Below are 22,283 nucleotides of genomic sequence, written 5' to 3' on the forward strand. Positions count from 1 at the left end.
TCTTTTTGTACACGAGTTTGAATCTCCGGAACAACTCTTATTGACTCAGTGTGACACCGCTGCGGGTTGAAATGGCGCGGTTTTCAGCGGTTGGAAACTGCCCATCTTTGGAAAAGGGGCATTTTTTGCGTTGGCACAGTCGGTGCGTTAAAGCACATGACCTTATGAAAGGAGTCATACAATGGATTTGAATAAAACGACACAGAAGGTACAGGAGGCGTTGCAGCAGGCGCAGGTGAAAGCATTGCGGTTCGGGCATCAGGAAGTGGATGCGGAGCATGTGCTTTTTGCATTACTGGAGCAGGAGAATGGGTTGGTTCCGCGTCTGATTGAAGCGATCGGTGCTTCGGTGCCGGTGATTACGGCGCGCGTGGAGCAGGAGCTGGAGAAAAAGCCGCGGGTTTCCGGGGCGACGGAGTCGGGCAAGGTTTATATTACGCAGCGTTTGAATCAGCTGCTGGTGAAGGCCGGCGATGCCGCTAAAAAGCTGAAGGATGAATATGTTTCCGTGGAGCATCTGTTACTGGTGTTTACGGATGCATTGCCGGTGCTGAAGGAAAACGGCGTGGACAAAAATTCGGTTTTCCAGGCCTTGGAAAAGGTGCGCGGAAATCAGCGTGTGACGTCGGATAATCCGGAAGGACAGTATGAGGCGCTGGAAAAATATGGCCAGGATTTGGTGGAGATTGCCCGGTCCGGTAAGATGGATCCGGTGATCGGACGCGATTCGGAGATTCGGTCGGTCATTCGTATTCTTTCGCGAAAAACAAAAAATAATCCGGTGCTGATCGGCGAACCCGGTGTGGGGAAAACAGCTATTGTGGAAGGGCTGGCGCAGCGTATTGTGCGCGGTGATGTGCCGGAAGGACTGAAGGAAAAGTCGATTTGGGCGCTGGACATGACGGCGCTGATGGCGGGGGCGAAATATCGCGGCGAATTTGAGGAGCGTCTTAAAGCGGTGCTGCAGGAGATTAAGGCTTCCGAGGGCCGGATTATTCTGTTTATTGATGAACTGCACACGATTGTGGGGGCCGGAAAGACAGAAGGCTCTTCCGATGCCGGGAATATGCTGAAGCCGATGCTGGCGCGCGGGGAGCTGCATTGTATTGGAGCGACGACGCTGGATGAGCACCGCAAATATATTGAAAAGGATTCGGCTCTGGAGCGGCGCTTCCAACCGGTGGTGGTGGATGTGTCGAGCGTGGAGGATACGATTTCGATTTTACGCGGATTGAAAGAGCGTTTTGAGGTGCATCATGGGGTGCGCATTCAGGATGCGGCGCTGGTGGCGTCGGCGGTGCTGTCGGATCGCTATATCTCGGACCGCTTCCTGCCGGACAAGGCGATCGATCTGATGGATGAGGCGTGTGCAACCATCCGCACGGAAATTGATTCGATGCCGGCCGAGCTGGATGAAATTACCCGTAAGGTGATGCGTCTGGAAATTGAAGAAACCGCCCTGAAGAAGGAAAAGGATAAGGCGAGCAGGGAGCGGCTGGAATCGCTGCGTCAGGAATTGGCGGATCTGAAGGCGGATGCCGATGCCATGCGTGCGCAGTGGAATAATGAGAAAAGCGGCATTGAACGGGTTCGTGAACTGCGTGAAGGGCTGGAGCTTGCCCGTATGGAAGCCGAAAAGGCGGAGCGGGAATATGATCTGGAACGCGTGGCGAAGCTGCGGCACGGAACCATTCCGGATATTGCGGCCAAGCTGGCCGAGGCGCAGGGAGCAATGGAACAGAGTGATGCAACGCTGTTGCGTGAAGAGGTGACTGAGGAGGAAATTGCTGAGGTGATTTCGCGCTGGGCCGGAATTCCGCTGACGAAGCTGTTGGAAGGCGAGCGTGAAAAACTGCTGAAACTGGATGAAGTCCTGCATGAGCGGGTGATTGGTCAGGATGATGCGGTACAGGCGGTGGCCGATGCGGTGCTGCGTGCGCGGGCCGGCATCAAGAATCCGAACCGGCCGATTGGCTCATTCCTGTTTCTCGGTCCGACCGGGGTGGGGAAAACCGAGCTGGCGCGTACGCTGGCCTGGGAGCTGTTTGATTCGGAGGCGAATATGGTCCGAATCGATATGTCTGAATATATGGAAAAACATACCGTGTCGCGACTGGTCGGGGCACCTCCCGGTTATGTGGGATTCGAAGAGGGCGGCCAGCTGACGGAAGCCGTGCGGCGGAAGCCGTATTGCGTGGTGCTGCTCGACGAAATCGAAAAGGCGCATCACGATGTATTCAATGTGCTGCTTCAGATTCTTGAAGACGGGCGGCTGACCGATTCGCATGGCCGTACGGTGAATTTCAAGAATACGATCATTATCATGACCAGTAATATCGGTTCAACCCACCTGCTCGACGGTATCGATGATATGGGGCATATTTCGGAGTCTGCGCGGGATCAGGTGATGGCGGCGCTGCGGAGCCATTTTCGTCCGGAATTTTTGAACCGGGTGGATGAAACTGTGTTGTTTAAGCCGTTGAGGCTGGATGAAATTGCCGGCATTGTGAAATTGCTCGTGAAGGAATTGAAGGATCGGCTGCAGCAGCAGCGCATCGGACTGGAAATCAGCGAAGAGGCTCTGAAATACATTGCCGAAGAAGGGTTTGATCCGGTCTACGGAGCGCGGCCGTTAAAACGCTTTATCCAGCAGCATCTGGAAACGCCGATTTCCCGAAGCATCATTGCAGGAGAAAAATCAGAAGGGGATGAAATTCAGGTTATCCTTAAAGGCAAGGAGCTGGATGTGATCTGACGTATCCGGGGAGTTAAATCGACTAGGGCCTGTTAGTACTATCGCCTGAGTCTGTTGTAAAAGACTGACATAGTCTTACTGTAAAAATGAAAGCACAGTGCGGCAAGAGCGGCCACCTGTTGCCGGTCCAGCGAGGTAAGGTAACCTTTTCACACATGGAGCTTTTAAATGCTGTCCTGTATGTTGGGGAGCAAGGTTGAAAATAGCGGGGCTTCCCTCCCGTTCTGGAAGATGGCACACCATCTACACTCGGATGAACCGATGGTCCGAGAGGGGCGTACTGGCAAAGGCCTTCGACGAACTGCAAAAACAGCAGGTCGTGAAGATCAACCTTGAAGCGGTATCCATCGCCAGCACCTCGATGCAAAGTGCATCCCGATGGAACTGTCGCATTAAAAAAACGGCAGACAATCCATAGAAAAATCCCGTGGAGGTTGGATGACCAGGATTCATCTGATTGCGGCCGATGCCTGGACCGCACTGGACTTGTCATTATCACCCGGCCATACGAGCGAGGGATCGGAAGGTCGTAAGCTTCTTTCCAGCAGGGGCGAAGATCGATCAGTCGGTGTTTGTAATATTGAGATGGACACGACCTGCGAAGGGGAGGAAACTCGGCATTCGGCATTCGGCATTCGGCATTCGGTGTTCGACCTTGACCTCATCCCGGTTGCGCCGCCCAAAGTAAAACGACTTAATTTTTGGGAGTACGATAAGGAAATGTATAAGCAACACAATGAGGTAGAGCGTCTATTTCGCCGACTGAAAGAATTCCTCCGAGTTTTATCACGCTTCGAGAATCATCGATGTGATGTTTCTCGCCTTTATTCACTCTGCACTCACCGTAGATATACTTTCGGTGTGTTAAGACACCCTAGTTTATCTGTCAGTTATATTGGATTGAAAGATGGTACCGGAGAACCTATTTAATTACGCGAAAGCTTTTGTGATGCATTCGAGTGGTGTTGCTCCGGCGCACGCTCTCTGTGTTTAAAGACTGAAGCTGACTTATTATATAATGTCCATTTTTCTCCCGTCAGGTGTTGTTGATTTATTTAGATTACCCGATGAATAATGGCATTAAACTGCTGAAGAAATTTTCTTAAAATATAAATAGATATATTCTTTGAGTCATGCGGTGACCGGGTGTGGAATATGTTCAAAGGTATCAAGACGCGGCTGGTGAAGAACGGCGGAGGTTCGGGCCGTGCAGGGGGAAGTGTCGAATTTTCCGGGCGTGGTGTGCAGTATGTTTTTCTCGCCGGGCGGGCGTGCCGGGATGTGCTGCGGGCGGGATCGACGCAAATCTTCTGGGTGTTGCCGAAAGCGATTTCCAGGGATTGGATGGATGACTTTCTGAAAGGCGGGCGATATGGCGAACGGCTATCTGGAGAAAAGTGCGCTGAACGAACACCCGTTCACGCGGAACGGCTCGCTGATTGATCTGTTTGAGGGCCGGATTGATGTGGCGTAGGAAATTGTGAAGCGGATTGATCAGCTCAACGGCCGCGTGGCGATTTAGTGCTCCTGAATATCAACCGCAGCCACGGATAAATACGGAAGAAAAATAATCCGTGTTAACCTGCGCCCCTGCATACTCTACCGGCTGTTTTGCATGTGAAACATGCAGATGCTGCCGGCGATGGCGGCGTTGAGGGATTCGCATTCGGGCTGCAGGGGAATGGTGATTTTTTTTGCGGCGCGGCCGAAGAGTTCGTCGGATACGCCGTGGGCTTCGGAGCCGATCACTAAAATTGTTTTTTCGCTGAAGGTGGATTCGTAGAGGTTTTCGCCGTCGAGCCCGGTGGTAACGCAGAGCTCGAATCCGTTTTCCAGCCATTGGAAAAGTTCATTGCGGGAAATGTTCCAAAGGTTGGAAAAGGCGAAGGTGCCCATGGTGGAGCGGATGACTTTGGGATTTTCGGGTTCGACGCAGTCGCCGTAGAGCAGGATCCCATCAAAGCCGGCGCCGACGGCGGAGCGGATAAGCGTGCCGAGGTTGCCGGGATCGCGCAGATTATCCAACAGCAGGAATTTTCCGGTGGCTGGAACATCCGGCGCGTCGTTTTTCTTTGAAACCACTCCGAGAATACCCTGTGCGCTGCGGACATCGGAAATTTTTGCAAACACGTGGTCCGGCACGCTGATGATTTCGATGGTATCGGGAAGCGGAGCCTGGTTCCAGTTGTTGGAAACGACCAGCTGTTCGAGGGTATAGTATTCGCTTTCGTGTTCGAGCAGGGTTTTGATGCCGCGCCAGCCCTCGACGATAAACCGGCCGGATTCCTGTCGTGCTTTTTTGGAGGTGATCAGGGCGCGCAGGGTTTTGATGAGGGGGTTGGTGGAAGATGTAATTTCTCGGGTCATTTTTTTCGGGTTCCATCAAAGTAATAGGTTCCGTTCGCCGTGAGGGCGATGTTCTGAACGGTTATATCCGGCCGTGCTTTCAGGCTGTGATCCAGAATTTTAAGCAGTGTTTCGGAATCCGCCTCGGCCCGGTGGGTTGTCTCAACCCGAATATCGAGTGTTTCGGCCAGCAGGCCCAGCTTATGCGATCCGGCTTCGGGATACCAGCGGCGGAAAAGGGTGAGGGAATTGATGACCGGGTTCGGCATGGGGTCCAGATTGTTGCGCTCAATTTCGGCGGCCATAAAGCGGACATCGAACGACGCGTTATGGGCAATCAGCACGGCATCGCCGGCAAAGTTCCGGAATGCAGGGTAGGTGTCGGCAAATCCCGGATATCCGGTCAGTTCGTAACCGGTAATTCCATGCACGTGGCTGTTGCGGACGGGTATGCCCGGATTGATGAGCCAATGCGTGGAATCAATAATTTTTCCGTTACGGTATTTTACGGCGCCGATTTCAATAATCCGCTCCCGGGCCGGGCTGAATCCCGTCGTTTCGGTGTCAAAGGCCACGAAGGTAACGTCGCCGACGTCGGCAAACATCCGCAGGCAAAGCAGGGTTATCAGGGGTATAATCAACTTCTTCATCGTCCAATGCTTGGAAATTAGCCGAGGGGCGTTTACCTTTACGAGAATTTTGCGGAAGAAACCATGATTGATGACACCCTCCTGAAACAGCTGCCGGAAACGGCGCGTGTGATTTTTAAACCGATGATGCGGGATTATACCACTTTTAAGCTCGGCGGAATCTGTCCGGTATTGATTGATTGCCCCGATGCGGAAGCGCTGTCCGGTGCGGCTTCGCTGCTGGCTGCGCAGGATATTCCGAGACTGGTGATCGGGCAGGGATCGAATCTGCTGGTGTCGGATGCCGGCCTGGAGTGTGTGGTGCTGCGCTACTGCTCGGAAGAGCATCCGGCTGTGGAGAACGAGGGGTGCTGTATTGCTGTTTCGGGCAATACGCTGCTGGATGATCTGGCCCGAATCGCTATTGAAAAAGGGCTCGGGGATATCGCGTTTTGCAGCGGAATTCCGGGAACGGTCGGGGGGGCCATTGCCGGAAATGCGGGGGCGTTTGGTCAGCAGATCGGCGATGTGGTGGAAACGGTGCGGCTGATGAATGCCGATGGATCGGTTGAAGATGTGGACGCCGATGCGCTTGATTTTCAATATCGTTCTTCGGCGCTGAAAAAATCCGGGGCCATTGTGCTGGATGCCGTGCTGAAATTGAAACCGTGCGATGCCGAAACCATGCAGAAAGAGCGGGAGCGTATTCTGGAACTGCGCCGGACCAAGCATCCCGACTGGAAAATCAACCCCTGTGCAGGCAGTGTGTTCAGGAATATCGAACCGACGTCTGCCGCCGATCGCCGTCAGGCCGCCGGCTGGTTTCTGGAGGAAGCCGGTGCCAAGGATTTCCGGGTCGGCGGGGCCCACCTCTTTGAAAAGCACGCCAATATCATTATTGCCGATTCCGGAGCCACGGCAGCGGATGTGTATGAGCTGACCGAAAAAATGATTGCCGCCGTGCGCAAAAAATTCAATTTCGAGCTCAAGCGGGAAATCAAACTGATCGGTTCATTTTAGACCACGTACTAAAACATACGGGTATATATTTACCACCCGCTCCGCTGGAGGACTCGGAGAGCACAGAGTCCTTCCTCCGTGTTCCGCTGGGTCCTCTCCGTGGTGAAACTTCGTGCGGGATTTATACCGAGAAGTAATCAAACATGGTATTAGACCGGTTATTCTTTCATCGCGGCCATTTGCTTTTTCAGCTGTTCAACGAGGTCCGGATGCTGTGAGGCTATATTGAGAGTTTCCTTTTCCGGAGCGGTGTGGTCGTAGAGTTCAACAAACCCGTTATTGTGGACGATGATGCGGTGGGTTGCTGTTCTCAGTGTGCGGGCATTGCTTTTGTAGCTGATGGCGCCGTGGCCGGAGGCATCGGGATTTTCAAGGATGGGCAGCAGGGAGCGGCCGTTTGCAAAGTCGGGGGATTCGATACCGGTCAGATCGCAGAGGGTCGGGAAAATATCGAGCGTGGAGACTACGGCTTCGGATGAACGGCCGGGATCACCAAGCTCCGGAAAACTGATGATGAGCGGGGATCTCAGCGATTCCTCGAACAGCGAGTGTTTTCCCCAGATGGCATGTTCGCCGAGATGCCAGCCGTGATCGCCCCAGAGAACAATGACTGTGTTTTTATCGGCTCCGGTGGCTTTGAGTGCGGCCATAATATCGCCGACATGCTTGTCGGCATAGGTGACGCAGGCGGCATAGTGACGGCGTACGGCATCGGCAAAATCCGGATCCGAGTTCGGGTTCTTTTTCCAGCGGTTGTATTTCATGAATTCGCCGGATCCGTGCCAGGTGGTTTTGCCGGCGGGCTTGGCGGGATGGGGGATCGGGGGAAGGGTGATGTTTTTGTAGGGGGTCATGTATTTCGCCGGCGCGCCGAAAGGCAGGTGCGGTTTGATCAGGCCGATAGCGAGAAAAAAGGGTTTATCCGCTCCGGCCAGTGTTTCGAGTTGATGAATGCCCTCTTCGGCGATGAGGCCGTCCGGATAGATGGTGTCGGGACCTTTCGCAGACTGGAAGATATCCATCTCTTTTGCCTTTTCCCGGATTTCCCCGTGGGCAAGGCCGTGCATGGCCCCGCGCGGATGTTGCCATTCGCCGCAGGGCATAAGCCGGGCATCCCAGGCACCGGGTACTTCGATTTTTGATTCGTCGTTCCAGTCGGGTCCGCCGAGGCCGCCGGGATGGTGCGAAACTTTGCCGACGGAGACTGTGGTGTAGCCGTGCTGACGGAACCATTCGGGCATGCTGGGAGGAACCGTTTCCGGATTTTCGGCAACCTGTTCTGCGCGGCGGAAGAGTGCATCGTTTGCTGGGGCACCGTAGCGGCCGGTGAGGAGTGTACAGCGGGAGGGGCCGCAACTCGGGGCGTTGACGTAGTGGTGGTGGAAGGCGCGGCCGGCGGCGGCGAGTGCATCGATGTTGGGCGATTCAATATAATCTGCACCAAAGGAATTCAGCTCCGGCCGGAGATCGTCGATGCAGAGCAGCAGTACATTCGGTTCGCGGGCCTGAGCAGCTCCGGCAATGAGAAGGGCTGCTGCCAGAATTTTTTTCATGATCCTCTTTCCTTTCGTTTTCTACATAACGCTTCCACGATGATCCGCTGGACAAATTCGGGGGCGGCTCATCGGTTTTCCAGGGGCTGGAAACGGCACAAAAAAGGCCGCCCGCAGGCGGCCTTCAGGAACAGCGCAAAGGTTTATTTTTTTGCCGTGAATCCTTTGTTTTTTCCGATCGTCAGGTTTTCGGTATCTTCGGTTTTGATGGTGATCGGATGGTCGAAACCGGAGGCTGAGTTGCCGCTGATTTCCACATTGTTGCAGTATTCCAGTTCAATGGTTTCGCCTTCTTCGGCTTTCGGATAGTCGTCCGAATAAATCAGCTTGTTATTCAGGATTTTGAGGCCGTCAACGGAACGGGCTTCGACCAGATGTCCGTTGAAACTGCGGACGGTATTGTTTTCGAAGGTGATGTTGCGATGATAGCGTCCTTCGCCCATGCGCTGATCTTTGGTAAACAGCGGGGAGGCGAGGAGCGGGTAACGGTTGTCGCGGGCGTAACCGGGATTCACAAATTCATTATTGCGGATCATGACGTCCTGTACGGCCCCGGATTCATACCACTTGTTGTTATCTCCTTCGATCAGGATGCCGTGCATCTGCGAGGAGAGGTAGTTGTTTTCAATGATGACCTTGCCTTTAGTGGTGACGAGAATGCTGCGGGCTCGGTTTTCACGCACAATGTTGTTGCGGAATTCCAGATCCGGATTCCAGGTCAGGTTTTCCACGGACATGATTTCGGGAAGTTTTTCCGGAACGCCGGCAACGGTGAGTACAAAACGGTGCTCATTAAGGATTTTGATGTCGGTTACGGTAGTTTCCGAAACGGGGAGGACTGTGCTGCGGTCCATGAGGGCAATGCGGTCTCCGGGTTCGGCGAAGATCAATCCCCACTGCTGGAAATGGCTGATGTTGCAGAGGAACTGGTTGTTGCCGAGATATTCGACGACGGGAACGTAGGCACCGTGCACATTGATGGCATCGTCGAGCATGTGTTCAAATACGCAGTTTTCGACCTTAATCAGCCCTTTGCAACCGATGAAATGGGTGGCATCCGCCCGGGTGGAAACGACGCGTTGGCTGTTGGAAGTCACCTTCATGCCGTCGAGTTCAATGTTTTCCGTACGTTCAACGATCAGGCCCATGCCGCCGGCGTCATGAACCGTGACGTTTTCGATTTTCACATTCTTTGAATTGGTGATGTGAATGGCCGGGCAGAGACGGCTGGTCGGATGAACGCCGTAAACCACGAGTGTTGAACCGACCGGCGGCGGTTCTTTTTTGAAACATTTTTCCAGCTTGATCTTGTTTTTACCGGGTTTGGAAACCTTGTTCGGTTTCCAGCCCTGAACGGCATAGCGATCGGTGTTGTAAATCGGGGCATGGGTGTCTTTGTCCCAAACCATATTGGCCCCGATGGGGTCCCATTGTCCCATGCGATCAAACATCAGCATACCGTTGTCGATTTTGTTGGGGTAGAGCGTTTCATCGCATTCGAAGACGGCTGACTGTTTGGCGATGTCGCGTTCAATGCACTTGAGCTCAGCGTGGAACGACTGTTCCCAGTCAATGGAGAAGTTTTTCAGTGTGATGCCGCTGGCGCGTTCGAGGGTGAACGGGACGACGCGACCGTGCATGAGGAAAAGCGATCCGTTGCCTTCGATGGTGATGTCTTTATGGTCAAACAGCGGGAAAATTATGCGTTTGAGGCCGTTGTCATGATTGGAAACCGCCCGGTACACCTCGGCGGCATTGTCTTGATGAAAATCATAAGTTCCCTTGGGGAAATTAAGTGTAACGCCGGATTCGTTCCCGATGGATTCGAGCAGACGGTTAAGCGCGAAGGTGTTGTCTTTTCCCGGAGCGATGCCGTGATCGGACACATTGATGATGCGGGCCTGCGCGGCCAGCGCACCCAGAATGACAGTGCATGCTAAAAGTGATTTCATAACCCAAACCTTTCTCTTTATCTATACACGGCTAAACCCAGATACCCGTGATAAACGATATGTATACGTTAGCGCGGGGATGCGGGCTATACCCGTTTTCGTAAAAGACATGCGCTTTTTTGTCAGAGTAAGAGGCGGGAGAAACGGGGGGCCGTGTCGCCTATTCATCTGTATAGTTTGCCGTTGTCTGCGGGATGGATATCATGTTTAAACCTTAGGCCTTTTCTGCGAGTTAATGTTGGTTCTGTTGTTAACACTGGATCTCCTGAAGAGGCTGAATGCGGTGACGTGACAGGAAGCGCATGTGACCAAATCGGAATCTTTCAGTGCGGGCAGGTCCGTGATGTTTCCGGAAAGCCGGGAGCGGGCAGAGCTGTCGTGGAAAAACATTTGCCGCATGGAGGGCAGCGGCGATGGTATTGTGTCCGGAACGAGTAACGTTTATTGACCGACCGTTTAAGGGTTCGGAAATCAGTCGGAAAGGGAAATGATGAAATATGGAATTGTTGTCGGTTTGCTCTGTGCCATCGGGATCGGTGCTGCAGCTGCTCCTGATCGGCCGAATGTACTGTTTATTGCCATCGATGATCTGCGGGCCGAGTTGGGCTGTTATGGATCTGAGATTGCCATTACACCGAATATCGACAAGCTGGCCTCGCAGGGATTGCAGTTTAATCGGGCCTATTGTCAGCAGGCCATCTGTGGAGCATCGCGTGCCAGTCTCATGACGGGCGGCCGTCCCGATACCATTGGCATCACGCATAATTATGTGAAATTCCGTGATCTGAATCCTGACATTCTCACGTTGCCGCAGGCCTTTGCTGCGCAGGGATACGATACGGTCTACTGCGGTAAGGTCTATCATCACGGCGATCTGGATCCGGCTTCGTGGAACCGCCAGCCTGCGGTGGATAAACTTCCTGCCGGAACTCATCCGGTGAAAGATGGGTTTGCACTTCCTGAAAACAGAAAGCTTAAGGCTGAAACGCGCAAAAAAATGCTCGCGAAATATGGGGAAGTGGCCCGGTTGGGTCTTGCCATGGGGCCGGCATTCGAGTGCGCCGATGTGCCGGATAATACCTATCGGGATGGCTACAATACGGACCTTGCCATTGCCACGCTGAAGGAGATGGTCGCCGAGAATGATAAGCCCTTTTTCCTGGGATTCGGGATGAATAAACCGCATCTCAACTGGGTGGCTCCAAAAAAATACTGGGATCTCTATGATCCCGAAACGATTCCGCTTGCTGCAACGTCACAGGGGCCGAAAGACGGAGCTATGGTGGGCATTCATCCGTCGTTTGAACTGCGTGTTCGCGCCGGTATTCCGAAAAGCGGCGACTTTGACCCGGAACTGGCCCGCACCATGAAGCATGCCTATCTGGCCTGCGTCAGTTATGTGGATGCACAGATCGGCCGGATGATCCAGGCACTGGAGGAATCTGGTGTTCGCGATGATACGATCATTATTCTCTGGAGCGATCATGGGTATCATCTCGGCGAAATGGGAATGTGGTGTAAAGCGACCAACTATGAAATTTCCACCCGCGTTCCGATGATCATCTGGACGCCGAATATGCCCGAAGTCAGCCAGGGAAAAACCACTGACGCGCTGGTTGAGCTGGTGGACATGTATCCGACGCTGTGCGACCTGGCGGGAATCAGAAAACCGGCGCATCTGGAAGGCACCAGTTTTGCACCGCTGCTCGAAGATCCTTCCAGACCTTGGAAAACCGCTGCATTCAGTCAGTTCCCCAGTCCGGCGTTACGAGAATGGGGGGCTTATCCCATTCGGCCCGCGATGCGCGAAACCTATTTCGGTCCATTGCTGATGGAGGTGGAAGACCGGATCAAAGATCAGATGGGGGAAAAGTGGGAACGCGATCTGTTTGAAAATCATCTGATGGGCTATGCCATGCGCACCAGGCAATATCGTCTGATTGCCTGGAAGGATACGCAGCATCCCGAAGCGGAACCGGTATTTGTCGAGCTCTATGATCATAAAACCGATCCTGATGAAATGGTGAACATTGCCGGGCAATATCCGGAACTGGTAAAAGAACTGCTGGTCCGGCTTTCCAAGGGTTGGAAAGGCGCATTGCCTGTGATTGGGAATCAATAGTCAGGTACCTGCACTTTGAACTGAATAATCCGCGTGGTGTTTTGTGCTGAGCCTTCTGCTGAAGATGATCCGGTGGAAATTCAGCACAGCCGGAGGCGGAATGCGGCGGCCCCTGTTTTCGTCATCACACCCGGCCGTTGAATCCGATGTCGGTTTTTGGAACCCGGCGATTCAGAGGCAGTTAACTTTTTGGTGCGTCATGGCTGCGTGCCTTAACGGGGCGGTCTGAAGGGGCCCGGAAGCGGCGTTTTTTCGGCCGGGGGAAGGTTTTTTTGTGAAAACCGCTGTACTCAGAAGGGTTTTTCTTGGATAACTTCGCCCCTTTGACAGTACAACGAATTTAACTTAAGGACTTTACGAAATGATTTCTCTCCTCATTTCCTTTGCAATCTGGGGCATCATCAGCGGCACCTGCATGGCGGCCGGTGTAAAACACGGATCCATTGCTTACGGGATTCTTGGATTTATTCTGTCGCAGGTGGTGATCAGCCTGGTGACGCGCCGAAAATTCAAGGCCATCAATAATGAAATGCAGGAAGCTCTCGGTGCCGGGCAGAAAAAAATCCAGCATAAAATTCACCAGTTCCAGAGCAAGCCCGGCGGAAATCCGCGCTTGATCCAGAAACAGCTTGAGGCCGACCAACAGGCGCTTTTCCGGCAGGCCCTTGATTTTATTCCTAAATTCGAGGCCTATAAAAAATGGAACATTCTTATGGGTAAACAGATTTCCACGATGCGCCTGCAGTTTCTCTATCAGCTGAAGGAATTTGATCAGGTCGATGAAATCTTCAAACAGAATTTTATGTCCAGTCCGGTGCTTTCGGATCCGCTGCTGGTGGCCATGAAAATGGCGAGGCAGTATGCCGGCAAGGATATTGCGGGAGCCGAGAAAACGTTTAAACGCCATATTCGCTGGTTCCGCGATGATCGCGGCGCACTGTTGTACGGCCTGATGTCCTGGATTCTGGTGAAAGAGAAAAAGACCGACGAAGCACGCGACCTGCTCGCGAAAGCTAAAGACAAAATGTACAACGAAATCATCAACCGGAATTGGGAGATGCTTTCCAATAACCGCGCGAAGAGTTTTTCCAATGCCGGTTTCGGTGATCCTTGGTACAGCCTCTATCTTGAAAACCCGCCGGCACCGAAGCAGCAACGTGTGCGCATGAATGCCAAAGGGCAGCAACGCCCGTTCTAAACGACAAATTGCAGTAGTCATTTCAAGGCGCTCCGATCATTCGGGGCGCCTTTTTTTGTCGGACAAAACGCTCCGTCGAACCGCTTTCCGGGAATGCAGTTTCTTATGCGGTTTATAAACGGGGCAATGAAGATCCGTAGTATGATTTTTAACAGGCCGGATTTATCTGTTGAGTTAAAGTGATCATAAATGAATATCCGGGGATTGGAAAAGCCGTCGCGGTTCGCTAAGTTGCGCGCTTTTGGGGAACTGCCATGTATTTTGATTATGCCGCCACGACGCCTCCGAATGATGAGGTGCTGAAAACATTTGATACTGTAAACCGCGATTTCTGGGCGAATCCGCATGCATTGCATCGGCCGGGCCTGCGGGCGGAGCAGCTGCTGGAGCAGGCACGCGGTCAGGTGCTTGCGCTGCTGGGGGCGGAAAGCGGATTCCGCTGTATTTTCACGAGCGGAGCGACGGAATCGAATAATATGGCGATCCGCGGGACGGCGTACCGGTTTAAAAAGCGCGGAAAACATCTGATTACTTCGGCGGTGGAACATCCGTCGGTTCTGACGGTTTTCCAATCGTTGGAAAGCGAGGGGTTTGATGTGACGGTTCTTCCGGTCCTTGGAAACGGGACGGTTGATCCTGAGGAATTAAAAAATGCACTGCGTCCGGATACCACATTGGTTTCGCTGATGCATGTCAACAACGAGGTCGGCGCGATCAATGAGCTCCCCATCCTTGGAAAGGTGATCAAGGAAGGTTCCGATGCGGTTTTTCACGTTGATGCGGCGCAGTCGGCGGGCAAGCTGCCGATTGATCTGAGTAAACTTCAGGTGGATCTGCTGACATTTTCGGCGCACAAGTTTTATGGATTGAAAGGATCGGGAGCACTGCTGCTTCCGGAAAAAATGGTTTTTAAACCGCTGCTCTATGGCGGCGGTCAGGAATTCGGTCTGCGTTCGGGCACGGCCGATCCGGCGCGCGCGGCGGCAATGGCGAAGGCGCTGCGGCTTTCGCTGAAAAACTGGGAAGAGGATTTTGCCTGGGTGAGTAAGCTGAGGTTCCAGATTCAGGAAACCCTGCAGAAGATTCCGGAGGTTGAAATCAACGGGTCGTTGGATGAGGGGTCGCCGTATATCATCAACTGCTCGGTGGCGGGGATTAAGCCGGAAACAATTTTACAGGGGCTGGCGGAAAAGAAGATCTATATTTCCACGGTTTCGGCCTGCTCGGCCCGGCAGACGGCCGAGAGTTTTGTGGTGAAGGCGGTGACGGGGGATACGAAGCGCGCGCAGCACAGCATTCGTATCAGTCTGGCTTCCATTACTGCGCAGGATGAGGTTGATGGTCTCTGCGCAACGTTGCCGGAACTGATTGAAACCCTCCGCTGATGGCGGTCAAAAAAGAACAGGTAGGAATGTTAAGATGCAGTACGATGCCATATTGATTCGGTTAGGTGAGCTGTTCCTGAAAGGAAAGAACAAGCAGCGGTTTATTGACCGTCTGTTTCAGACCGCAAAAAATAAACTGGCTGCTTTTCCGGAGCTGAAGCTGGAAAAGGAGCGTGACCATTTTATGGTGCTGCTTAACGGCACCGACTTTGAAGCCGTGCTGAAGCGGCTCGATTTGGTGTTCGGTATTCACTCCTATGCTTTGGGGACCCTGTGCGATTCCAATATGGATGCGATCTGCGAAACCGCACTGCCGGCGGCAATCCGCGCATGCGGGGACGGCAAAAGTATTAAGTTTGAGTCGAAACGAAACTGGAAAAAGTTTGAGCTCAACTCCATCGAAATTTCTCAGCAGGTGGCCCGGTATGTCGGAACGCACGCGCCCGAGGGATCGATTAAATTCAACGTCAAACAGCCCGATCTGGCCATCCGCGTTTTTGTGAAAGAACATCAGACGCTGATTGTTTCCGACGTGCGGCAGGCGGCAGGCGGATTGCCGATCGGCCTGAATGGACGGGCGCTGCTGATGCTTTCGGGCGGGCTGGATTCGCCGGTCGCCGGTTATTATATGATGAAACGCGGGCTTGTGGTGGAGGGCATCCATTTTGAGTCGCCGCCGTATACCACGGCGCGGGCACGCCAGAAGGTCTATGACCTTGCCGAAAAAATGGCGCATTACCTTCCGCGCGGAAAAATGCAGGTTCATATGATCCCGTTCACGGAACTGCAGAAGGCGATTTTTGATCATGTGCCGGAGAGCTATGGCATGACGGTGATGCGGCGCATGATGTACCGGGTGACGGAAAATATTGCGAACAGCCGGACGATTCATCTGCTGGCCAATGGCGAGAGCCTGGGGCAGGTGGCATCGCAGACGCCCGACAGCATGTGGGCGATCAATGCCGTGACGAATCTGCCGGTGATCCGTCCACTGGCCTGTATGGATAAAGTTGATATTATGGAAACGGCCCGGAAGATCGATACGTACGAAATTTCGATCCGCCCGTTCGAGGACTGCTGCACCGTTTTTGTGCCGAAATATCCCAGTACCTCGCCGTCGCTCAAAAAATGCGAAAAATATGAAACATTTTTTGACTGGGCTCCGCTGGTGGAAAAATGTGCGCAGGGGGTGGAAACCGTCACGATCGAAGCCGGAAAACCGATCCGGCTCGATGCCGATACGACCGACGAAATCTGTTCGCTGCTTTAGGGCCGGGGTTGCGGAACAGGATGCGATCCCGGAAGAATAGGCTTTCAAGTCCGACGCAAAGTTCTGCATAGTTTTTCCATGAAAAAGATCGGACTGACTTTAGGGGGCGGCGGCGCAAGAGGCTTTGCGCATCTGGCGGTGCTTGAGGTGTTCGATGAGCTGGGTGTTAAACCCTCGTATATTTCGGGAACGAGTATTGGTGCCATTATAGGTGCGCTGTATGCAGCGGGTAACTCTGCCGCCGGAATTCATGAAATGGTCAGTGGTATCTTTGGTCCGCCGAAGAAAAACGGCATAAAAAAAATTCTTAAACCAACAGAAAATTTTAAGTTTATTGAGCTGTTCGATCCGCATCTGAGCCTGAAGCCGAAAGGGCTGATCAAAGGGGAAAAACTGCTGAATTTCCTTTATGAAAAAATCGGGGTATCCACGTTTGAAGAACTGGAAATTCCGCTCAAAACCGTAGCGACGGATTTCTGGAGAAATGAACAGGTGGTGTTCAGTTCGGGCGAACTGCTGCCGGCAATTCGCGCCAGTATGGCGATCCCCTATGTGTTCACACCGATTTGTATGGATGACCGGGTTTTGGTGGATGGCGGACTGGTGAATAATGTTCCGCTGGATCTACTGAGTTCCCAATGCGATATCCGCATTGCGGTCGATGTGATGGGGGAGAGCTCCAAACCCAAAACAAAAGTGCCGAATCCCATCGAGGCTGTTTTTCATACTTACGAAGTGATGATGAGCACGATTGCCGATGAAAAACTTGCGGCCAATCCTGTAGATATTTTTCTGCGTATTCCGCTGGTGGATGCCGAGCTGCTTGATTTCCATAAAACGGAACTGATTTACAATCAGGGGCTCGCTGTAAAAGGGGAATTCAAACGCCAGCTGACGAAGCTGATCGAAAATAATCATCCGATTTTTAACTGGCTGCGGAGAAGATAATGCGTTTGGAATGGTTGATTATCGACGGCTACAATCTGTTGCACAAGGTGGAGGAATTGAGCGTCCTGCTGCACCGCGATATGGAACTGGCCCGCCATAAACTGGTCCGTATGCTGGAAGCAACCGCCCATCGCATGGCTCCTCAGACCACCATTGTTTTTGACGGACGTGAGCAGGGGCAGGATGCCGCGTTGACTTCGAAACACCTCGAAATTTTCTTTTCGCCGGGAAAGCACACGGCCGATACGGTAATCGAGCGGCTTGTGGCCAAGTTTCCAACCCCTGGAAAAATTTTAGTTGTGACGTCTGACCGCGCAGAAGCCGATACGGTGCTGAGCGATGGTGCACAAGTGATGTCCTGTTCTGAATTTCTGGCGCAGTGCAACGCCGATGCGCGGAAAACAACCGGAAAACAAATCCGCCCCGGACAGAATCCGAAACTCGGTGATCTGTTCCCTGATGGAATGTAGGCTAAACCCTCTGTTTTCTGGCGGGCTGCATGGCGAAGCCGGGAGCGTTGTCTATGTTATCCTTTTTACACGGACTTTGGTTTTCAGACGTTCAATGTCTTTAGGGATAAGGTGTCCTGACAACAGGTTCAGTGCATTGGCTGCACCGCATGCTGTGCCTTGCACAAGGGCCTCTTTCAGGGAACTGCCCGAGTTTAAGGCCAGTGTAAGTCCCGCCGTTACTGCATCGCCGCTTCCTGTCGGATTCACCGCCTGAATTTCCGGAGGATCAATCTCCAGGGATCGGAGCGCATCAACATACAACGACGGCCGCCTGCCCCGGGTGATAAAAACGGCCTGGGCACCGCGCTCGATCAATTTCCGGCAACCGGCGGATATTTCATCGGTTCCTGTGGCGTCAGCCAGTTCGCGGCTGTTGATTTTAACCAGATCGGGATGGTGCTGCAGCGTATGCATCAGCGGTTCGCCCTGCGTGTCGACAATCAGTTTTCCGCCGGCTTCTTTTGCAATACGGCAGATCTCGGCATATCCGTCCGTCGGAGCTCCGGCCGGAAGTTTTCCGGAGAGGGCTGTCCAGCTCCCGGAATGTTCCAGTGTCTGGAAAAGCAACAACGCCTTTTTCCAGTCATTGGAAGTGATCGGGGGCATTTCTTCCACCAGTTCTGTCGTGTCGGGGTTGCCGGATTCCACCAGCGTCTGGCAAATCCGCGTTTCTCCATCGACTTCAATATGGCGGTAGCCGATGCCCTCGGCATTCAGAAGCTGTTCAAGCAAGCGCCCGTTTTTTCCGCCCGAAAATTCGATCAGCTCGGCCCTGCCGTTGAGCTGATGGATCATCCGAGCCACATTGGCTCCTTTGCCGCCGATGCCGATCGTTACCGATTCGGCACGGTTGACGGCTCCTTTTTTAATTTTTTTTAACGTAATGATTCGCTGGATCGCTGGCGTAAATCCGCAACAGATAATGGGTTTTGATGATGAGCTCATAAGTCGGAAACAATAACCGAACTTTTTCTTAAAATCACAGTAGACAATGCAAAAAATTCGGGTATGTTATTCGCTCCTTTCGGGGAAACGGTGGGATAGCGAAGCGGTCAAACGCAGCAGACTGTAAATCTGCCCTCTTAGAGTTCGATGGTTCGAATCCATCTCCCACCACCATCTTAAAAGGCCGGTTTTCTAAACGAAAACCGGCCTTTTTTCGTTAAGCCTGCCATTCAGCATCGGCAAGGAATTCGGCAACGATGGCTTTATAGGTACTGAGCTTCTGGGCCTTTTTGAGTTTCTTGAACATTTTTCGGCCATTGGAGAGGTGGGTGGCCTGATAGGTCCAGAATTCTTTCATTTTCCCGAGCACAGGGTGATCGCCGTGGAGGACGGCTTCGTATTGGTCCACAAGGTCATCGTGAAAAGCGCGGATGCGGGGAATCGGTTTTTCATACATTGCAATGTGTGAAATGGAGCTCTGTTTAATCTGTTCGCAAAGGAAGGGATTGGCGAGCAGTCCGCGGCCGAGCATGAAACGTTGAATTGTCGGAAAACGCTTTTCCAGGGTCTGGAAGAATGCAGGATCGTTGATGTCGCCGTTGTAGCAGACGGTGTGTTCCAGAGCCTGGAAGGCTTCGTCGAAGGCGTTGAGGTCGACGTGTCCCTCATACATCTGTTCGGCCGTTCGGGGATGAATAATGACTTCGCTGAGCGGAAATTGATTGAGTACGGGGATCAGTTTTATGAGTTCCGATTTGTCGGAAACCCCGAGCCGGACTTTTACGGATATTTTGACGGGGCTGCGTTCGCAGACTTCGTTGAGGATTTGATCGACGGTATCGGGAAACGGCAGCAGGCCGGAGCCGCGGCGTTTTTTGCGGATGGGTTTATGGGGGCAACCCAAATTCCAGTTGACCTCGGTGTAGCCGAGGTCGGCCAGAGCGATATTCATCTGCACAAAATCGTCGGCGTTGTTGCCAATGACCTGGGGGATCATGGGCAGTCCGGACTGGTTTTCGGGAAGAACGTCTTTGAGCAGTTTCGGATTGATGCGTTCGGCGCTGACCGTCGGGATGAACGGGGCCATCTCGATATCCAGTCCCTGGAAATGGCGGACAAAGGCGCGGCGGTAGTGCATGGTGGTGATGCCGCGCATGGGGGCCAGAATTAGAGTGGGGCTGGAAGAGGGCATTTTTTATCATCCACTGGCTTGAAGATACAAAGCGCACAGCGGTTTTCTCGTTATCCGCTGTGCGCTCTGTAGTGAATTATATATTAAGCACGGGAGAGGAACTTGCGTTCTTTGGTGTCGATTTTGATGACTTCGCCTGGTTCGATATATTCCGGAACCTGGATGATGAGGCCGGTCGGCATGGTGGCGGGTTTGGTGCGTGATGTGGCCGACGCGCCTTTCATGGCCGGCGGGCATTCGACAATTTCCATTTCGATGGTGTCGGGCATGCGCAGGGTCAGAATACGGCCCTCGGAAACGAGGGCGGTGATGCCTTCCATGCCTTCAATGAGGAAGGGAAGAATGTCTTCAATATCCTCTTCAGTCAGTTCGAAGGATTCATAGGTTTCCAGGTCCATGAAGGCGTAGCGGTCGCCGTTTTTATAGTCGTAGGAAACTTCCTGGGTTTCGAACGAGGTTTCCTGCAGAGCATCGTCGGCGCGGTAGGTCATGTCGACCTTGTTTTTGGTGGAGACGTTGCGGAACCGGACTTTATAAATGGTGCCGCCGCCGCGGGCGGTGGGCGACTGCTGGCTGATATTTTCGACGGTATGCGGCGCGCCGTCGATGTCGATTACGTGTTGTTTCTTGAGGTCACAGGCCTTAATCATAAATTGCTCCTTATTTTAGAAAAGGCGCAATATCTCCAAACCGGGAGCAACAATCAAGACAGATCGCTATTTCAAGGCATTCACCAGAGCGGCATTAAAGCCGGCTCCGAAACCGTTATCGATGTTGACGACGGTGATGTTGGGGGCGCAGGAATTCAGCATGGTGAAGAGCGGTGCGAGGCCATTGAGGTGCGAGCCGTAGCCGACGGAGGTGGGGACGGCAATGACCGGGCAGGGGGCGAGACCGCCGACAACGGAGGGCAGCGCGCCTTCCATGCCGGCCACGCAGACGATAGCGCGGGCCTGCTGGATTTTTTCGTTGTGGGCCAGCAGGCGGTGAATGCCGGCCACGCCGGCGTCGTAGATCCGTTCCGCGCGGGCTCCGGAAATGGAAGCGGTTTCATAGGCTTCTTCCGCCACCGGGATGTCCGCGGTTCCGGCGGAAATAATCAGTACGCTGCCGGTTTTTTCTTTTTCTGTGTTTTCCAGAACGATGGTTCGTCCGAGTTCGTTGTAACGTAGACGCGAATTGATTTTTTCCAATCGTTGGAACAATTCCGGTTCGGCACGGGTCAGCAGAATATGGTCATTTCGTTTTTCCAGAGCCTGGAAAATCTGTTCCACCTGCTCGTGGGTTTTTCCCTGGCAGAACACCACCTCCGGGTAGCCGGTGCGGAGCGCGCGGTGGTGGTCGATTTTGGCAAAACCCATATCTTCGAACGGAAGGTCTTTCAGTGCGGCGAGTGTAGCCTCCATATCGGAGTCGTCGTTTTTAAATCGGGAGAGCAGGGCTTCGAGTTTATCTATTTCCATGGCGGTGTTTCCGGGAGTTTGGCATTGAATTCGTGAATAAGCTGTTTTTGATAGTGGTCGGAAAATCCGCCGTCGAGGAAGCGGGCGTAGGCTTCGTTGATAAAGCGCTTCCAGCTTTCGATTTCCTGCCCGGGGATGATCGGATAAAAGTTGCATCCAATGTTCAGGGCGGTGGCGAGGTCGCCGGTGGCGTCGCCGATCATGAGGATGGTATGGCCGGGATAACGCTCCGTGGCGGCCATGGAAAAGCAGTCCACTTTGGATCCGATTTCGGGTCCGGCGATGACGCTGACATATCGGGCCAGGTTGTCGCGGTACCAGTCTTTGAGGAGCGCAACGGCCTGGGTCTGAGACATCACCACGGCATCGGAATTCTTCTGAATTTGTTTGAGCGCATCTTCCGCACCGGGAAAGGCCGGCGGATCAGGCATGTTGGCATCGATATCTTCGTTCAGTTCAACGCTCCAGCGGTGTGCCTGATCGAGCAGTTCACTGCCGGTGCGTTCGGCTTCTACTTTACAGGTGGCATTGCTGAGCGGGAGGCCGGAGTCGCAGTAGGCCCGCAGATCGGCGGGATCAGGAATGGCGGCTTTTTCCCGGGCCTGCGGCCAGTCGAGCAGCAGTTCGAACGTTTTACATAGACCGAGGAATCGGTTCAACCCGCGGTAGCAGGAGTAAAGATAGGTGAATTCCGCCGCAGCACGCACTTCGGTCTCGATGGCTTCAAGGCCCCAGATCCGGATAATGTGCGGGTGGAAGAAATCCTTCTGCTTGGTATCCATGGTGTCGAATACGCATCCATCGGAGTCGATTCCGACAAAGGTTTCGAACTGTGGAAGAAAATTGATGAGATCGTCTTTAGTGAATTCGCGCATAGTTTTTTCCAGTGAAGAGAAAGAGTAGGTGGGGAACAGGCGGGGATCAAGCTTTCTGCCGCAAAAGGCGATTTCCTGCAAAATTATATCGATCCGACGGCCGGGCTCCGCTAAATTG

The 22,283-nt window shown here is 53.2% G+C and carries 18 protein-coding genes, 1 tRNA gene and 1 pseudogene; 11 read left to right on the forward strand and 9 right to left on the reverse strand.

The annotated features are described in order from the left end of the window. The first annotated feature begins 181 nt into the window (after positions 1-181). The 3 genes and pseudogenes from clpB (at position 182) to P9H32_RS02335 (ending at position 4,198) form a co-directional block, all read left to right on the forward strand. On the forward strand, positions 182-2,755 hold the full coding sequence (clpB, locus tag P9H32_RS02325) for an ATP-dependent chaperone ClpB (RefSeq protein WP_322607250.1): 2,574 nt from the start codon (positions 182-184) through the stop codon (positions 2,753-2,755). An 86-nt stretch (positions 2,756-2,841) separates the two neighbouring features. Beyond that, positions 2,842-3,623 (forward strand): annotated as a pseudogene (locus tag P9H32_RS02330) (IS5 family transposase). Between the two features lie 287 nt (positions 3,624-3,910). Next, positions 3,911-4,198 carry a hypothetical protein gene (locus P9H32_RS02335; RefSeq protein ID WP_322607251.1) on the forward strand — a complete coding sequence of 96 codons (288 nt, stop codon included), beginning with the start codon at positions 3,911-3,913 and terminating at the stop codon, positions 4,196-4,198. A gap of 156 nt (positions 4,199-4,354) precedes the next feature. Here the strand turns inward: P9H32_RS02335 and P9H32_RS02340 are convergent, their stop codons facing one another. Beyond that, positions 4,355-5,122 carry a TrmH family RNA methyltransferase gene (locus tag P9H32_RS02340; RefSeq protein ID WP_322607252.1) on the reverse strand — a complete coding sequence of 256 codons (768 nt, stop codon included), beginning with the start codon at positions 5,120-5,122 and terminating at the stop codon, positions 4,355-4,357. Next, positions 5,119-5,751, reverse strand: coding sequence for a 3'-5' exonuclease (locus tag P9H32_RS02345; RefSeq protein ID WP_322607253.1), 633 nt, complete (start codon positions 5,749-5,751; stop codon positions 5,119-5,121). The genes P9H32_RS02340 and P9H32_RS02345 overlap by 4 nt, the downstream gene beginning before the upstream one ends. Positions 5,752-5,814: 63 nt before the next feature. Between P9H32_RS02345 and murB the strand changes: the two genes are divergently transcribed. Then, a complete protein-coding gene (gene murB, locus P9H32_RS02350) occupies positions 5,815-6,750 on the forward strand; it encodes a UDP-N-acetylmuramate dehydrogenase (protein WP_322607254.1) in 936 nt (311 codons plus the stop codon). Between the two features lie 158 nt (positions 6,751-6,908). Here murB and P9H32_RS02355 read toward each other — a convergent pair whose 3' ends face one another. Both P9H32_RS02355 and P9H32_RS02360 read right to left on the reverse strand, forming a co-directional pair. After that, positions 6,909-8,303, reverse strand: coding sequence for a sulfatase (locus P9H32_RS02355; protein WP_322607255.1), 1,395 nt, complete (start codon positions 8,301-8,303; stop codon positions 6,909-6,911). A 143-nt stretch (positions 8,304-8,446) separates the two neighbouring features. Further along, positions 8,447-10,255, reverse strand: a complete 1,809-nt coding sequence (locus P9H32_RS02360; protein WP_322607256.1) for a right-handed parallel beta-helix repeat-containing protein — start codon at positions 10,253-10,255, stop codon at positions 8,447-8,449. Positions 10,256-10,742: 487 nt separating this feature from the next. On the opposite strand from P9H32_RS02360, the gene P9H32_RS02365 reads away from it, so the two are divergent. The 6 genes from P9H32_RS02365 to P9H32_RS02390 all read left to right on the forward strand — a co-directional run bounded on the left by P9H32_RS02365 (position 10,743) and on the right by P9H32_RS02390 (position 17,648). Then, positions 10,743-12,377, forward strand: coding sequence for a sulfatase (locus P9H32_RS02365; RefSeq protein WP_322607257.1), 1,635 nt, complete (start codon positions 10,743-10,745; stop codon positions 12,375-12,377). Positions 12,378-12,738: 361 nt separating this feature from the next. Next, on the forward strand, positions 12,739-13,575 hold the full coding sequence (locus P9H32_RS02370) for a hypothetical protein (protein WP_322607258.1): 837 nt from the start codon (positions 12,739-12,741) through the stop codon (positions 13,573-13,575). 254 nt (positions 13,576-13,829) lie between these two features. After that, complete coding sequence (locus P9H32_RS02375; protein WP_322607259.1) at positions 13,830-14,960, forward strand: cysteine desulfurase family protein; 1,131 nt, start codon at positions 13,830-13,832, stop codon at positions 14,958-14,960. 34 nt (positions 14,961-14,994) lie between these two features. Next, on the forward strand, positions 14,995-16,230 hold the full coding sequence (thiI, locus tag P9H32_RS02380) for a tRNA uracil 4-sulfurtransferase ThiI (RefSeq protein WP_322607260.1): 1,236 nt from the start codon (positions 14,995-14,997) through the stop codon (positions 16,228-16,230). A 78-nt stretch (positions 16,231-16,308) separates the two neighbouring features. Next, positions 16,309-17,178, forward strand: coding sequence for a patatin-like phospholipase family protein (locus P9H32_RS02385; RefSeq protein WP_322607261.1), 870 nt, complete (start codon positions 16,309-16,311; stop codon positions 17,176-17,178). Next, positions 17,178-17,648, forward strand: a complete 471-nt coding sequence (locus P9H32_RS02390) for an NYN domain-containing protein (RefSeq protein WP_322607262.1) — start codon at positions 17,178-17,180, stop codon at positions 17,646-17,648. The genes P9H32_RS02385 and P9H32_RS02390 overlap by 1 nt, the downstream gene beginning before the upstream one ends. Before the next feature lie 51 nt (positions 17,649-17,699). Here P9H32_RS02390 and P9H32_RS02395 read toward each other — a convergent pair whose 3' ends face one another. Then, a complete protein-coding gene (locus P9H32_RS02395; RefSeq protein ID WP_322607263.1) occupies positions 17,700-18,635 on the reverse strand; it encodes a 1-phosphofructokinase family hexose kinase in 936 nt (311 codons plus the stop codon). Positions 18,636-18,724: 89 nt separating this feature from the next. Between P9H32_RS02395 and P9H32_RS02400 the strand changes: the two genes are divergently transcribed. Next, positions 18,725-18,809 (forward strand) — tRNA-Tyr (locus P9H32_RS02400). 43 nt (positions 18,810-18,852) lie between these two features. On the opposite strand, the gene P9H32_RS02405 is transcribed toward P9H32_RS02400, so the two are convergent. The 4 genes from P9H32_RS02405 to P9H32_RS02420 form a co-directional block, all read right to left on the reverse strand. Then, entirely contained in the window at positions 18,853-19,827 is a 975-nt protein-coding gene (locus P9H32_RS02405; protein ID WP_322607264.1) for a tRNA dihydrouridine synthase, read from the reverse strand. A gap of 83 nt (positions 19,828-19,910) precedes the next feature. Next, complete coding sequence (gene efpL / locus P9H32_RS02410; RefSeq protein ID WP_322607265.1) at positions 19,911-20,477, reverse strand: elongation factor P-like protein EfpL; 567 nt, start codon at positions 20,475-20,477, stop codon at positions 19,911-19,913. Positions 20,478-20,543: 66 nt separating this feature from the next. Beyond that, positions 20,544-21,290 carry a nickel pincer cofactor biosynthesis protein LarB gene (larB, locus tag P9H32_RS02415; RefSeq protein ID WP_322607266.1) on the reverse strand — a complete coding sequence of 249 codons (747 nt, stop codon included), beginning with the start codon at positions 21,288-21,290 and terminating at the stop codon, positions 20,544-20,546. Then, on the reverse strand, positions 21,281-22,165 hold the full coding sequence (locus P9H32_RS02420) for an HAD family hydrolase (RefSeq protein ID WP_322607267.1): 885 nt from the start codon (positions 22,163-22,165) through the stop codon (positions 21,281-21,283). The genes larB and P9H32_RS02420 overlap by 10 nt, the downstream gene beginning before the upstream one ends. Between the last annotated feature and the right edge of the window lie 118 nt (positions 22,166-22,283).

It is taken from the genome of Pontiella agarivorans, assembly GCF_034531395.1.
Taxonomy (GTDB): domain Bacteria; phylum Verrucomicrobiota; class Kiritimatiellia; order Kiritimatiellales; family Pontiellaceae; genus Pontiella; species Pontiella agarivorans.